Genomic DNA, 14,341 nt, shown 5'->3' on the forward strand with positions numbered 1-14,341 from the left:
ACCAACGTGACCGGCACGACCCGCGGATGGAAGGCCGCGTTGAACGCACTTTCGCTGCACTACGGCGACCGCATCACCCTGAACTAACAGCGATCACCACGCCACCCACAGATTTTCAGACAGTCCCCCCGACGTCGGCGGAAGAGTTCGCGGTGATAGCGAATGAACTCCAAGCCCACCTTGTGGCCTGGGCTCACATGCAGCTCGCCGATCGGAACGCCATGGATCTCGTCGATCACCTGAAGGTCGTCCTCAATGGTGATCACGCCGAGGTCCAGCTGTATTCGATGATTCGGGCAGACGCACAGCACGTTCGCCTCGATGTCCGGCCCCTTATGCGGAATGGTGATCGGCTTGAGATGCGTGGTCGGCGTGATCTGGAAGCCGGCCGGAGTCTCGATGACCGTTCCGCATTCGCCGATCTGACAGACATAGCCATGGGCTTTGGCTACTTTCGCAGCGACGTTGCGGTCCCGGTAAGCCTCGAGGGAGACCGGTTCCCAACGGGAGATGTCGACTCCAGCTCTGTCCATGGGCGTTCCGGTGGGAACGATTGGAGGCCTGGTGTCCTGCAACTTCTCTAGCCGAAACTGAAGTACCCGGAAGCCGTCGGCACGCACCTTGGTCCAGTAGTTCTCGACCGTGTAGAGCCCGTCGTAGCTGAACCCCTCCGGCGGAGCGTATGGAGACTTGCTTCCTGCACCGCGAATTACTCGTACCGGATAGCGGGAGGTGATGCTCGTGATGAGTGCGGCATTGCCCGAGTCCGTTGGGCGCTGGTCGGCGATCTGATCGCCATGGTCGTTCTGCCCGCCGTGCCCGGTGTAAATGATGACGTCGCCGTGATCCTCGTCGTCTTCGTAGCCGCCCGACAGCACGATCGACTCGGCTCCTCCGTTGCTCTTCGAACCACAGATGCCGGCCTGCCGCGGGCGGTGAAGACCGGCTTCCCTCAGGTCCGCACGGCTGGCGAAGAGCGTCCCTTCATCGACGCTAGGTATCTCTCCGTATCCAGGTGGGCCGCTGGCCTGCACGGAGGCTACGTTTCTGATGAACGGGAGCGTCCCACCCGCGTTGCGATTCTGCGCCCACGGCTCCGGGAATCCCTGCCCCGTCAAGTTCGCCGTGATGTGGGACTTGATGGCCTCGAGCGTGAGTAGACGCTCCCCCTCGGGGATGCCATCCCGCATCACCTTCAGCAGTTCACTAGTGAACGCTGTGAATTCGTGTCCCTCAGGGGCCCGGGCCAATTGATGCGGTGAGGCGGAGGTCAGCACATATGTGCCTTCGATGTACGTCTGGGTCTGCACATCGCCCGCACTCATGGTGCCGATGGCGCTGCCGCTGTAGCAGCAGTCGATGATGACGATTCGGTGCCGGGCTCTGCTGCGGAGGATCGCTTTGCGAAGCAGGTCAAAAGGGACCGTGTGAAAGTAGCCGCGCGCGGGGTCAGCGGGCGTGCTCGGCAGCGCGAGGGCGAGCGCTCCGTCGCTGTCTCGCGTTCCGTGACCTGCGTAGTAGACGAAGAGGGTCTCGGTAGCCTCGTCGCCGCTGACGTGGACGGGACCGATCATCTCGCCCGGGGAGTTCGGGCTTTGGACCGTCGTGCAGTGCTGGGGCGGCAACCCCCAGACCTCCGGACGGATCAGTTGCTCCCGCAGACCGGTGAGGTTGCGATCAACGGCTGGTAGATCCTCGAGTTCCGTATTTATCGGTACCGATCAGAACGGCACGGGAGGCCTGTGGAGCAGGTGGCTTCACGGCTGCTCGTCATCCAACGCCTTGAGGAGAGCAGCGATCTCCTCCGCTGACAAACCGGCGATCGAGATCGTCTTGCCCTTGTACTCGATGGTCACGTCCGGGCTGCTGGGCCGGGACTTGCGCCAACTGAGCACCGACTCGACCACGTTGCCGAGGGCCGCACCGGCCGCTGCCTCAAGCACAACTTGAACCGCATCCAGTACTGGGCCCATATCGCCTGGGCGTGGTGGTGTGGAGTGCAGGTCGACTCTGGCTTGGCTGCGTAGCTGTCCTTGGGCGCGGAGCCAGTCGTGGAGAGAGTGCAGCTCTTGGTCGCTCGCCGTGTCGCCCACCCGAAGCAGAATCAGCATGAGGCCCCCTAATTCACTAGGAATTAGGATATTTGCACAGTGATCGCCGCGATGGCGGCACACGTCGAAACACTTGATCGGAGTACGAGAGGCGACCATACGGACTGTCCTGTACGCGACCGTCCGGCGATCGAGTGGTGCTCAGCCGGTGTTGACCTTGGCGTAGTGAAAGACGTCTGCGGGCAGCGGATGGGGCAACTCCCACAAAATCCGCATGGGCCGCTCACGCTCGTGGCTCACGTACGTCATCGGCCCGGCGTAGAGGTACGGAGGAGAGCCGACCCGGGTCTCGCGGAGGAACAGATGCACTGTCGAACCGCGTTCAGCGTGGTGGATGTAACGCTGTCCAGTTTCGGATGCCACGGGCGTAGTGCTCTGCGATTCCCACTGGAACAGGGTCGGAGTAATGGCGCGATCTTCGTACATGGTGGTGGGGGAGAAGTCCTTCTCGCTCTTGTTGATATTCACCATGAAGACGTCGGCACGTTCCTGCTCAAACCAGCGGACGCCGGATACCCAGTAGCCAGGACGGTCCATGCCGAACGCCGCCAGCAACTCATCCCGGCTGTAGCGCGCATGCAGTCGTACTGGCAGGTGAGCGATCTCTTCGACCACCGGCGTCACTCGATGGATGCCGTCCCAGAGCACATCGATGACGGCACTCAACTCCTCGCGACGCGCCTCGTTCCCCCAGAGTCGCCGAAGGTTTTCCGTCACCTCGCTGATTGGCCGCTTGCCATCCAGCGACGCATGCAACATGGCCAGCAATCGCTGCTGTCGTTGGCCGAGCGATCCCCATGCAGGTGGCCATGGTGCGGCGAGCACCTCACGCAGAAATTCCAGCCGCTCGGGATCGTCCATGTGCAGCATGCGCCCAATGGCCTTGCCGAGCGCTAGATCATCATCCGCGACCGGACGAGTGTCATAACCTGCGGCCCGACGCAGTCGAGCCCACCCGCCTCTGCTACCCCCATAGAGATCTTCCAGCTCCCGGCCCGTCTCAGCGAGGAACTGGCCGAGCGGCGGATCGTCGAGCTCGCGAAGCTCAGCTGCCGCATCCCGCACACTGAACTGAAGCGCGTGCTTGATGTTCGCCAGCACGATCTGGCTGACCTCACGGTCCAGGTTAATCGCGCATCCAGCCGGCAGCGTCGGGAATCCAGCCTCGACCTCACGCGGAAGACGTCCCCGTGGGATACCTGTCAGCGCAGTGAACCGCCGGTCAAACCGGAAGTCCTTGTGCTGGTGGCCAACAAAGTCCAGGACGGTCAGGACGGGCTTGTCCGGTGTGAGCCGCAAGCCCCGCCCAAGCTGCTGCAAGAAGACCGTCGCGCTGTCAGTTGGCCGCAGAAATATCACCGTGTCGATGTCGGGGACGTCCACACCCTCGTTGAACAAGTCCACCGTAAAAACAGCCTTGACCGTTCCCTCGCGCAGCTCCCTCAATGCTGTATCGCGTTCCTCGCTGGACATCGCCGAGGTGACAGCTCGCGCCGGGATACCGCGGTAGTCAAACTGATTCGCCATAAACTGTGCATGCTGAATGCTCACGCAGAAGCCCACGGCCTTCATGGCCGTAACACTTCCAAGCTTCTCGACCAGCGCCTGCACAACCATGTCCACGCGAGTGCGCGCGTTGGTGTAGAGCTCGGTCAGCTCCGCGACGTCGTACCCACCCCCACGTCGCCACTTAACGCGGCTCAGATCGGTGTCATCGTGGATGCCAAAATAATGGAACGGCACCAGCAATCCGCGTTCGAGTGCCTCCCACAACCGCAGCTCGACATCCGGCTTGCGCCCGTCAAACCAGTGCAGGATGTCCTCGCCGTCGGACCGCTCAGGCGTCGCGGTCAGTCCGAGCAGCACCGTCGGCGTGACCCGATCGAGCAACGCGCCATAGCTGTCGGCCGCCGCGTGGTGGAACTCGTCCACGATGACCACGCTGAACGAGTCGGGGCGGAGCTCAGGCAGCCGCTGCAAGGACTGGATCGAGGCAAAGACGTGCTTCCAGCCACTTGGTCGGTTGCCGTCAACGAGCAACTCGCCAAAAGCCCCGTCTTTCAGCACAGTCCTGAACGTAGACAGGCTCTGCTGAAGGATTTCCTTCCGGTGCGCCACAAACAGAAGTGAGTCAACCTTGCCCTGCCGACGTAGTCGCTCATAGTCGAGCGCGGCCACAATTGTCTTGCCCGTGCCCGTCGCCATCACCACAAGATTGCGATAGTGCCCGTGCACCTCGCGTACAGCGTCGAGCTCCTCCAGGATCTCCTGCTGGTACGGGTACGGCTGCACATCGATGTTGGCGATCTGCAGCGGCAGCCCTACAGACCCCGTCTCCGCACGCAGCGCCGCGTTCAGCCGCTCGCGGTCCCGTTCCGGCTCGTACCTCTCGAACGAGGGCTCATTCCAGTACTCCTCAAACGTCGCGGCGAACGTGTCAATCAGGTGCCCTTGCTCCGCCCGAGCCAGCCGAACGTTCCATTCGACACCGTCCAACAGCGCCGCCCGCGACAGATTGGACGACCCGATGTATGCGGTGTCCAACCCCGACCCGCGCCGGAACAGCCAAGCCTTGGCATGAAGCCGCGTCCTTCGCGTATCAAACGAGATGGCCACTTCAGCGCCGAGCTCCACGAGCCGTTCGACAGCCCGAGCCTCGGTCGCACCCATATAGGTGGTGGTGATCACCCGAAGTTGCCCACCACGCTCAACAAAGGCCCGCAGTTCATCCTCGATGAGCCGCAACCCATGCCACTTCACAAAAGCAATCAGCAAGTCCACCCGATCCGCGGTGGCCAGCTCCTTTGCCACCTCACGACCGATCTGTGGCTGCTCCCGCCCGTTCACCAGCAACGCGCTCGAAGACAAGGGGATGTCAGGCCGCACCGGGAACGTGACACTCCCATCAGGCAACCGCCCGGCCGCAATCCCGAGCAGCACGCCATCCGTAAGCAAGTCCTCGGCCACGACAGACTCGGGGACCACGGCAGCGATGGCCTCCCCAATCTGGTTGACCACCTTGACCTGGTCTTTCAACCCACCCTTACCGCTGCCTGCGATCTTCAGGGACCGCTTAACAAGCACCGCCACATGCCGGACGAGCATCTCCTCGGCATCCACCGCCGCAAGGCCATCGCGGTAAACGAGATCAGGCTCGATATCCCGCAACCGTTCCTCAAGCGCAGCGGTCACCAACGACTCATAAGCCCCAGGAGCCAACTCGTCCATGCCGGCACTCTATGACCAACCCACCCACACCACCGGGTCCTGCTCGCGTCCGTGGCGATCCCTGGTAGTGGCTGCAACAGGTTCGCGACTGTCGACGGCCAGGAAGGCGGAACCACGTCGGCCTCAGTACCTGCAACGGTGAGCACCTCGACCGCGTTAAACGGCGCGGGGGCATGGCCCGCGCAACGGTGACGGCCGCACGATCCACAGGCGAGCCTTTTGATGGGCGACGACTTGCTGCGCTGCTCCGGGTCTTGATCCCTGATTGCGGGGTGTTGGCTTGGGGTCGATCTTGGGAAGGCTGAGTGCATGGCACTGAGCAGCGGGCAGTTGAGCCCTGAAGTCCATGAGTACGTGGTCGCGCATAGCACTGGTCCGGACGGGGTGTTGGAGGAGTTGGCGGCGGAGACGCTTGAACGGTTCCCTGGTTCGGCGACCATGCAGATCGCGCCGGAGCAGGGATCGTTCATGACGCTGCTTCCGCGGATGATCGGTGCGCGGAGTGCGGTGGAGGTGGGGACCTTCACGGGGTACTCGTCGCTTTGCCTGGCCCGTGGGCTCGGCGCGGATGGTCGGTTGCTGTGCTGCGATGTCAGTGAGGAGTGGACGTCGGTTGCGCGGCGCTACTGGGACAAGGCCGGAGTGGGCGACCGGATCGAGTTGCGGTTGGCGCCGGCGCTGGACACGTTGCGGGAGCTTTCGCCGGATGTGGTGTTTGACCTGGCGTTCATTGACGCTGACAAGTCGTCGTACGTGGCCTACTGGGAGGAACTCGTGCCGAGGATCCGTTCCGGTGGGGTTTTGCTGGTCGACAACACGTTGTGGTCGGGCGCGGTCGCGGACCCGGGCCGGCAGGACGACGCGGTGCGCGCGATCCGCATGTTCAACGATCATGTCGCTGCCGACGATCGGGTCGAGCAGGTGATCCTGCCGATCGGCGACGGGCTGACCCTCGCCCGCAGGCACTAAACGACGGCTGGCCAAGCGGGCGGTATCCATCGGCGATCTATGCCGTGGCTGACCTGTATCCCTTGCTCATGATGAGACAGGTGGGTACCGAACGAGGCGTTTGTCGCGCTTACGACGGCGCGGCTGCCGGCTGGTGCAGAGCGCGACGTGCTCCAGGCTGGATGTGACGGTGGAGGCTGACGTCGTCTATTCCGTTGGGTCGTGCCAAGGGCCTGCGAGATCAACGTCGATGTCCACGGGGCCGGCGGAGTCCAAGCCAAGCAGTAGTCGCGCCTGGTCCGGGATCTGCAAGCTGTCTGCAATGCGGGTGAGCACTTCGACGTCTGAAACTTGGCCTGGGCGAGTGCCGCTCACCCAGGCGGAGATATCGGAACGATCGTGTCCCGTGAGCGTCGCCAGCTGGGTTTGGGTGCAGTCGTCGAATTCGTTCAGGAACAGGCGGAATACGAGCCCGACGTCGCGGTGAGCGAGGGCGTGCTGAACCTCCTGGCGACGCCAAAACGCCTCCGGAACCGCTCCGGGGTCGAAGATCTCGCGCCTGGTCACGTTGTCATTCGCCTCTGATTCGTCAATTGCCCCGTTCAAGAGCGTAGCGGCGTGCCGCCGGGGGGTGAGGGGTCCCGTGACTGGTTCCACGGGGGTGTGGCGACGGTTTCGTTCATTTGTTCCTGCGACGAAGCCGCTGCTGATGAGGCCCTGGTCGAGCGGGTCGCTCTCGGAACCGGGGAAGCCCGTAGGTGGGCTTGGGCCACGGATACCGCGCGGGCCATGATGATCGTTCATATTCCAGTATAACGCTGCGTGTTCGAGGAGGAACGCAAAGGATTGGGGTGGAATCGTTCTGGAGTCTGGGATGTTGTGCGGGAGAAGGTTGAAATTTGAAAGGTGTCTGAATGAGCGACAAGCTGACCGTCGAGGTGTGGACCGACATCAACTGCCCCTTTTGCTACGTGGGCGAAGGGCGGCTGGAGCAGGCGCTTGAGGCGTTCCCGCATCGGGAAGACGTGGAGGTCGTCTACCGGTCGTTCGAGCTGAACCCCGAGGCGCCCAAGGATGTCACCCGGCCGGTGGTCGAGGCCGTCGCCGAGAAGTACGGCGCGACGGTCGAGCAGATCGAGGCCAACGAGGACCGGATCGGGGCGATGGCCGGCGAGCTGGGCCTGGGCTACCGCACGCGCGGTCGGGACAGCGGCAACAGCTTTGATCTGCACCGGCTCACCCACTACGCCAAGGAGCAGGGCAAGCAGCGCGAGCTGTTCAACCGGCTCTACAAGGCCAACTTCGCCGAGGAACGGTCGGTCTTCGCCGACCAGGAGTTCGTTGTGGATGCCGCTGCGGAGGTCGGGCTCGATCCGGCGGAGGTCCGCAAGGTGCTCGACGACCCGACGTCCTACGCCGCCGAGGTGCGGGCCGACGAGCGGGAGGCGACCGAACTTGGGGCGCGCGGCGTGCCGTTCTTCGTGCTCGACCGCAAGTACGGGATCTCCGGCGCTCAGCCGACCGAGGTCTTCTCCCAGGCGCTCAACCAGGCCTGGTCGGAGCGTCCGCGCCGTTCCCTGATCACGGTCGAGGGCGCGGAGGGCGCGGATGCATGCGGCCCGGAGGGCTGCTGACGGCCAGAGATTCCGAGTTCACGGCCCATCGCCGAGTCCGCGGCCGGCCCCGAGCCAGCGGTACGGTCGCGGACTTGGGCTGGCAGGACGACGACCGGCACGTTCAATGATCACGTCGCCGCGGACGAACGGGGTCGAGCAGGTGGTCCTGCCGATCGGCGACGGGCTGACTCTCGCCCGCAGGCGCTAGCCACGACCGACCAGGTGGTGCTGGCCGGTCGTGGGCGCCGACCTCGGCGAACTCCTCCACGCCTGGTCTCAGGCGAGCATCAACGCTTCTGTCCGAAGCGGGTCGAAGGGATCTACAGCATCGGCGGCGGAACGCACTTCGGCGTTGACCCTCGACACCTCGGCTCAGCTACGAAAAGGATGCGTGACCAGGTCCACCCGGATTGATCGGGTACGCGAAAACCGGTGAATTACCGGACGCCGCTCTCCGACAGGGGCGAGCGGGGCGTGGCGCGTCGCCATGGTGGTGAGGTGATGGTTGCGCATGTTTGCCGGGTACGGGGACGGCCCTTGTTTTCACGTGGCCTCGGTCAGCTGGCGCGTGGCGTGACTGTGACGATGAGGCGGTCCGTTCACCGAACTCGTCAGCCCGCGGGGGCGCGAACTTGGGTCGATCTGCCCTGGCATGTGCGCATGTTGTGTTGCGTCTCGGCCTACGCTCAGCTACGGCGTTTCGGGCCGACGCGGAGTTGGACGACCCGTCCGTTGAGCGGCTGCACTGGGCGGTTGTCGTTCGCGTAGCCGCCGTAGTTGGCGAACTTCGCGACGACGGAGTGGAAACGTGTCACGGCAGCGCGAGAGACGTGCCCGCTGCCATGGGGCATGTACCAATGGACGTTTTCGGTGCAGCTGGGGGTAGTGAGGGAACCGTCGTAGGAATAGAAAGTGTCGACCTGGACCTTCCCGCGCTTGGCGTACGCCCCGTCCAGACCTCTGAACAGGTCCACTGGGTTGGCCTCGCCGATGGGGCGTCCCTCCGTGCCTGAAGTCTCCGGGGCCATGCGGAGGATCGTCTCCAGTAGCCGGTTCGGCCTGGGGCCGATGCGATAGAGCACTCCGACGACGGCCGTCGCACCCGCAGCGTTGGTGTGGACGAAATGCCCCTCCACGTCCGCGTGTCGTCCGTTGATGGTGTGCTCTGAGGGCGCGTGAAAGTGGTACTGGGTCAGCCGGTAGGAGTCCCCGCCGATCTGCAGTACGTCCTCGACGCCGGAGGGAATCCTCACCTCGATCACGTGGCCGGTGTTCCCGATGGCCAGCTCGGACTCGTCGTATTTGAGCTGCAGTGCGGGACCGCGAGAGACGCTGACTCGCGCGGTCTCGATGTTGATCGGCGATTGATGCACGCCCGTCCCGCATGCACTGAATCCGGGGTCGATCCCAGCCCAGCGAGATGGGCCGGTCAGCGAGCCAGGGTCGTGATTCCACGTCGGTGTCGTGGCCGCATGCGCGCTGTCCGATAGCGTCCCAGCCGCTCCTCGCAGCCCGTACGATGCGGCGGCGGCCGCTGCTGCGGCCCCCATTCCCTTCAGTAGCAACTCACGCCGATTGAACTCGCTCATGCCGGGATCTCCCGTCAAAGGGGGCGAACAGGTGCCGCTCATCCTCCTCCGGTCTAAGGCGTATGAAAGGCATGAACATGGTGACTCTGGACACTTCTCCAACCAGGCAAAATCACGGTGATGCCCTGTGCCTGAGCTGGCACAGGGCATCTGGTCAGGTATCCACCTGGCGGGCGCTCAAGGGGCAAGGTGCCTTGGCCACGTAGGGGCTGGTCGCCCACGAAGTGCAGGTCACAAAGGCCCCACTAGTGACAAGAAGATGACGCGGCTGCGCCACGCAATCGGAGGCGCCGCTGGGCCATGCAACTGGAGGCGCCGCCACGCGGCCGGAGGCGCCGCTGCTGATGCTGGGCGCATCTGCTCGTTGAGTTGGCCGCGTTAGTGGCGGCGTAACAAGCCTTGGCCGACCGCCATCACCGCCGAGACGTCCTGGTCGTTTCCGGCCTACTCGGGCGCGGTGAGGTCGGTGAGGTCGGCGATGACCTCGGAGACCAGGATGGGGTCCAGGTCGCCGAACCTCCGGGGCGCGCCGCCGGGGCGGCGGGCTTCGGCGGTGACGGCCCGGATCTCCTGGTCGCCCGACTCCTCCAGCATGCCGGTGACGAGCCCTGGGTACAGGTGGAGGGTTGCGTAGGTGCCGTCGGGCAGCTCCCGGGAAATCGAGTCGATGATTCCGTTGTCGCCGACGTCGGCGCGCCGCCAGCCGCGCCGTTCCAGGCCGAGGACCGCGCCGAACGGGACGGTCGTGCCCTCGAACCGCAGCAGCCGCTCGCCATGCTCGTCCTTGGTGAGGGCGTGTACGACTCGGCCGATCTGGGCGAACGGCTGGATGATCTCGTAGTCGGCGAACAGGTTCGACCAGGCGGCCAGCTCGGCTGCGGGCAGGTCGAGGGGGTGCGGGATCCCGATTTCGGCGTCCGTGGGGAGCGTCACGATTTCGTCCCGTACGTCGCTGAACGTGCGGTCCTCGGCGATCCTGAACGCGCCGCCGTCGTGTTGCCACAACAGCCGCCGGGCGATGTGCCAGATCAGCGGCTGGTCGACGAAGAACATGCGGAACTCGGTGACCGTCCAGCGGCGCCGCATGATCATCGCGACCTCCAGCCGGCGGATCTGCTCGGCGGCAGAGGCGCGTACGTCCTTCTTCAGCGTGCGGAACCGCTCGCGGGCGGCGTGGGCCTTCTCGGCGTCGTCTGAAGCGGCGGGCTTGGGCAGGTCCTTGCGGCTGACGCCGTCCTCGTCGGTGAGGTACGGCATGAGCTGCTCGTCGAACGTGACGGTGAAGCGGCGCGGGCCGTAGTCGAGGGTGAGGCCGCCGTCGGCGTCCAAGCCGAAGTCCGGGACGAGCCGGTCAGCGAGCCGCTCGGGGGTGAGGCCCAGCCCCGCGGCGACCTCCCGCATCTTCTCGGCCGCGCGGGTCTTGAGCGCCTTAAAAGGCATCTTCACCGAGATGCCGTACAGCTGAGCGAGGGCCGCCTCGGTGCCGATGGAGGCGAGCACGTCCAGCCCGTCGACGGCCTTGGTGTGCCCACCCTCGCCGGGCCACGCCCGGATGACGGGTGTGAGGCGGCGCACCGTCTCGTCGTCGCCGAGCAGGCCGAGCTGGGAGAAAGCCCACCGGTCCTTGGACGGGGTGCCGTGCAACTGCCAGCGCTGGAAGAGCTCCCAACCGAACTCGGCGAGTGACGCTGGATCGCACGCGGCTCGGACGAGGGAGACGCCCGCGTAGGGCTCATCGGGCTTGGACATCGCCAGCATCGTGATGAGGTGCCCGACGGCCTCGCGCGGCAGCGTCCGCTGACCGTCCTTCTCCCGTACGGGCGGAAGGGAGTTTGGGGCGGCCCAGTCCGGGAGCGTTGGCGGGCGGCCCGGCATCACGTCCAAGGGGTCGACGTTGAGCATCGCCTCGATCGCGGTGGCGGCTGCGTCGCCGTACTCGCGTGTGGTGGCCACGACGGCGTCGGCACCGATGTTCCCCGCCACCACGCGCAGGGCGGCCTCGGCGTCCTTGCGGTCCCGCCCGGCCTTGCCAAGCGCGGCCGGGATGAGCAGCCGGGCGGCCTCGGCGCCGTGCCGGCCGAGCCACGCGATGGCGAGCGGGCGGACGGTCTTGGTCCGGGTCAGCCAGCCGGTCACCAGCTCGGCGACGTGGTTGTCGAGGAAGGGAAGGAGCACCCCTCCCCATGAGGCCGGGTTCTGCTGCGCGGCGCTGATCGCCAACGGGTAGGCGTCCACGCCGTGCCGCGCGACGACGCGACGTGGCCAGAGGCCGTCATCGTCGTACCAGTAGCCCAGTCTCACCCAGGTATCGATGTGCGGCCGGACCAGGTCGACGGGTGCCTGGAGGAGGAGATGTGACACCTGGACGATGGGAAACCGCTGGGAGCGGACCCTCGCCGCCTCCTTCTCCCAGTCTGTGTCGTCCGGATAGGTGCCATAGGAGGTCGGGATGGGGTCCGCCCATTCCTCCTCCTCTCCAGGCAGCCAGACCACCTGCCGTACGGTGGGTGCGGTCAGCCCCTCGATGACGACTGGCTTGGCTGTCTTCTTCTTCCGCAGCCAGGGCGGGTCGGTCAGCACCGGGGGAAGTTCCGCGCCGGGCACCTCATTCAATGTCTCGCTGGATGTGTCCTCACCGAGGAGCGCGAGGACTTCCGCGGCTTGGGCGGCGATCTCGGGCGAGGGGTTGTTCGAGGCATCTTCCAGGAGGCGGCGCGCCCTCTTCGGGAAGCGGCGGGCGGCGTCCAACAGCGCGAGCCGCGCATGCTTGAGGTCGGCACGGTCGAGCAGGAACTCGAAGGCCTCGTCGGATGGCAGGTGGCTCAGCACCTTCGCGGCCATCTGCTGGTTGTTCAGGCGGGTGTTCCTGTTGACCATCTGCGACGCGGCGAGCGGCGCGATGGCGGCGCCGAACGCGTCGGCCAGGGTCGCGAACGTTCCCAGGTCGAGGCTCTCCCACGGCTGGCCCGCCGCCCAGCGGTCGGTCCACGCGGTCTTCTCGCCGGGGGCGAGGGAGCACCACAGCAGCGTGCGTTCGTACGGGTCCGAGGGCGCCTCGGCGCGGCTCTCCCTGACCCAGTCCAGCCGCGTCGGTACGAGGTAGGTCGTGATCAGCCGCTGCACCCGCGACCGGCGGCAGCCCTCCAGCCCCGCGACGGCCTCCGCGTAGGTGGCGTCATCCGCGGCTGCGAGCGCCGCGCGGATCCGCCGCGCCCAGCTCTCCTCGCGCCAGTCCCAGTGCGACTTCTTCGGCCTGTGCGGAATCGCCCAGCGCTCGACCTTCACCTCACCGTCATCATCGCGCCCGACGTGGAACGGCACGTCGATCTCGGTGCTCTCGGCCAGCCAGCGGGCGGCGAACGCGGCGCCGTGCTCGTCGAGAATCGCGTCCGCCATCGGGAAGGACCGGTCCTTCAGGTTCTTCGGGCCCCCGGCGAGCAGCAGGCCGGTAACAACGGCCGCGCCCAGCGGGTCGGGCGCTCCGGCGAGGTGGGCGCGGGCCGCAGCCGCCATCGCACTGTCACAGCGCGGATGGGCGAGCGACTCCTCCAGGTAAGCGGCGTGCTCCTCGATCAACGCCCGCAGCGCCGGCGCCGCCGCACGGTCGATCTTGATCTTGGAGCTGGGGGTGCCGCCGCGGCGCGGATGCAGGCGGCTCCGCCAGGCGGTGGGGATTTCGAGGACGTCCTCGTCGGGAGCGGGGGAGATCATGAGCGATCACCGTAGAGGGTAGAAGTGACGTTCCGCCCGCCCCAGACCTACACCGCCCTCCGTCCCGAGACCGTCACCGCCCTTAACGGGACCTTCGTAGGCGCGCTGGGCCGTTGCCGGAAGTGATGAGCCCGATCTCTCGGACTGCGCCCTCGATCGCCTCGACCTTCGGACCGTGCCCTCTACCGTCCAGACGTCTTCGTCGCCCCTCCCGAAGGAACGTGGCGTGAATCCCGCCGGAAGATCAGCGACGACCGCTTATCGAACCGCTTCCTGATCCGATGGATCCATCGGTCATTCCTCCTTGCCTCAGGCCACCAGAAGTGCGAGTGCGGCACCGCCACCGAAAACCACGGCCCACGATCCGGGCACTCCGCACCTGCCTGGCTCACCCAGTTCACCCATGTCAGGAGCGTGACCAGGCCCCGTGAACAGGAACCACAGGGCACGAAAGCCGACATTGAAAGCCACAGCAGGATCCGTCGGCGGGAAAGAGCGCGCAGTTACTCCCAGTCGTCCTCAAGCTCTGGGACGGGGACGGTTACTCCGATTGCGGTGAGATCGGCTTCTGTGAAGGTGTTTGCCGCACGATCACCAAGAAGGCGGCTGAGGAGAAGGTCGAGCAGCGCCCGATGTTGCTCTTGCAGTTCATCGCTGGACGTGCGGATACTGTCGCTCGTCTCACGAACGGTGTCCCAGATACCTGCCTCCTTCATCACCTCGAATAGAAGGCCGGCCTCCAGATAACCGGACCAGGGAGTACGGATCGAGAGGTACGAGTCGGCCGTACTTCGGAAGAACTGCGTCAGCACTCGTCGTTCGAGATGGTCTCTTTCCTGTCCGATCGTCACCTGCCTGCCCGAGCCTTGCGGCGGATTCAGCGTGATGCCGAACAGGTGCTCCAGCCCGGTGAGGAACTCGCGGCGGGCAACCTCGTGTTCGGTCTCGGGAAGCTCAGGAGTAAATCTGCGCGCGAGTTGGTCTCGTTGGACATCCAGATAGGCGTTCAGCAAGGACTGGCGCCCGAACTCGTTCGCCGGAGGTGTCATCGAGGGCCTTTCGCGGAGTGTGACATCGGACGTCCGCACGGTGGTTCGAATCTCCGAGACCCTCGCAGGCGGTGCAGAGGAGCGGCAAC

9 protein-coding genes are annotated in these 14,341 nt (G+C 65.4%); 2 read left to right on the forward strand and 7 right to left on the reverse strand.

Annotated features, from left to right (window positions below; translation table 11 throughout):
* Positions 1-83: 83 nt before the first annotated feature.
* The 3 genes from F8566_RS17635 to F8566_RS17645 are packed head-to-tail and all read right to left on the reverse strand — an operon-like array spanning position 84 to position 5,339.
* On the reverse strand, positions 84-1,712 hold the full coding sequence (locus F8566_RS17635; RefSeq protein WP_449692028.1) for a caspase, EACC1-associated type: 1,629 nt from the start codon (positions 1,710-1,712) through the stop codon (positions 84-86).
* 45 nt (positions 1,713-1,757) lie between these two features.
* A complete protein-coding gene (locus tag F8566_RS51260; RefSeq protein ID WP_318836420.1) occupies positions 1,758-2,210 on the reverse strand; it encodes an effector-associated constant component EACC1 in 453 nt (150 codons plus the stop codon).
* 42 nt (positions 2,211-2,252) lie between these two features.
* On the reverse strand, positions 2,253-5,339 hold the full coding sequence (locus F8566_RS17645) for a DUF3427 domain-containing protein (protein WP_151561359.1): 3,087 nt from the start codon (positions 5,337-5,339) through the stop codon (positions 2,253-2,255).
* 309 nt (positions 5,340-5,648) lie between these two features.
* On the opposite strand from F8566_RS17645, the gene F8566_RS17650 reads away from it, so the two are divergent.
* A complete protein-coding gene (locus F8566_RS17650) occupies positions 5,649-6,308 on the forward strand; it encodes an O-methyltransferase (RefSeq protein WP_151561360.1) in 660 nt (219 codons plus the stop codon).
* A 186-nt stretch (positions 6,309-6,494) separates the two neighbouring features.
* On the opposite strand, the gene F8566_RS17655 is transcribed toward F8566_RS17650, so the two are convergent.
* Positions 6,495-6,854 carry a helix-turn-helix domain-containing protein gene (locus F8566_RS17655; RefSeq protein ID WP_151561361.1) on the reverse strand — a complete coding sequence of 120 codons (360 nt, stop codon included), beginning with the start codon at positions 6,852-6,854 and terminating at the stop codon, positions 6,495-6,497.
* Positions 6,855-7,201: 347 nt separating this feature from the next.
* Here F8566_RS17655 and F8566_RS17660 point away from each other — a divergent pair, with 347 nt between their 5' ends.
* Positions 7,202-7,921, forward strand: coding sequence for a DsbA family oxidoreductase (locus tag F8566_RS17660; protein WP_225993281.1), 720 nt, complete (start codon positions 7,202-7,204; stop codon positions 7,919-7,921).
* A gap of 668 nt (positions 7,922-8,589) precedes the next feature.
* Here F8566_RS17660 and F8566_RS17665 read toward each other — a convergent pair.
* The 3 genes from F8566_RS17665 to F8566_RS17675 all read right to left on the reverse strand — a co-directional run bounded on the left by F8566_RS17665 (position 8,590) and on the right by F8566_RS17675 (position 14,252).
* Positions 8,590-9,642 (reverse strand): carbonic anhydrase family protein, encoded by a 1,053-nt coding sequence (locus tag F8566_RS17665; protein ID WP_151561362.1) that lies wholly within the window; start codon positions 9,640-9,642, stop codon positions 8,590-8,592.
* A 294-nt stretch (positions 9,643-9,936) separates the two neighbouring features.
* Positions 9,937-13,203 (reverse strand): DUF4132 domain-containing protein, encoded by a 3,267-nt coding sequence (locus F8566_RS17670; protein WP_151561363.1) that lies wholly within the window; start codon positions 13,201-13,203, stop codon positions 9,937-9,939.
* 503 nt (positions 13,204-13,706) lie between these two features.
* The gene (locus F8566_RS17675) at positions 13,707-14,252 is read right to left on the reverse strand and encodes a hypothetical protein (RefSeq protein WP_151561364.1); all 546 of its coding nucleotides are present in this window, start codon (positions 14,250-14,252) and stop codon (positions 13,707-13,709) included.
* Between the last annotated feature and the right edge of the window lie 89 nt (positions 14,253-14,341).

Origin of the sequence: Actinomadura rudentiformis (genome assembly GCF_008923185.1) — a bacterium.
In the GTDB taxonomy this organism is placed as follows: Bacteria; Actinomycetota; Actinomycetes; order Streptosporangiales; family Streptosporangiaceae; genus Spirillospora; species Spirillospora rudentiformis.

Bases quoted from the DNA above. Each gene is read 5' to 3' on its own strand.
- F8566_RS51260 (WP_318836420.1), bottom strand. From the start codon at position 2,210: ATGGTCGCCTCTCGTACTCCGATCAAGTGTTTCGACGTGTGCCGCCAT.
- F8566_RS17645 (WP_151561359.1), bottom strand. From the start codon at position 5,339: ATGGACGAGTTGGCTCCTGGGGCTTATGAGTCGTTGGTGACCGCTGCG.
- F8566_RS17650 (WP_151561360.1), top strand. From the start codon at position 5,649: ATGGCACTGAGCAGCGGGCAGTTGAGCCCTGAAGTCCATGAGTACGTG.
- F8566_RS17660 (WP_225993281.1), top strand. From the start codon at position 7,202: ATGAGCGACAAGCTGACCGTCGAGGTGTGGACCGACATCAACTGCCCC.
- F8566_RS17665 (WP_151561362.1), bottom strand. From the start codon at position 9,642: ATGCCCTGTGCCAGCTCAGGCACAGGGCATCACCGTGATTTTGCCTGG.
- F8566_RS17670 (WP_151561363.1), bottom strand. From the start codon at position 13,203: ATGATCTCCCCCGCTCCCGACGAGGACGTCCTCGAAATCCCCACCGCC.
- F8566_RS17675 (WP_151561364.1), bottom strand. From the start codon at position 14,252: ATGACACCTCCGGCGAACGAGTTCGGGCGCCAGTCCTTGCTGAACGCC.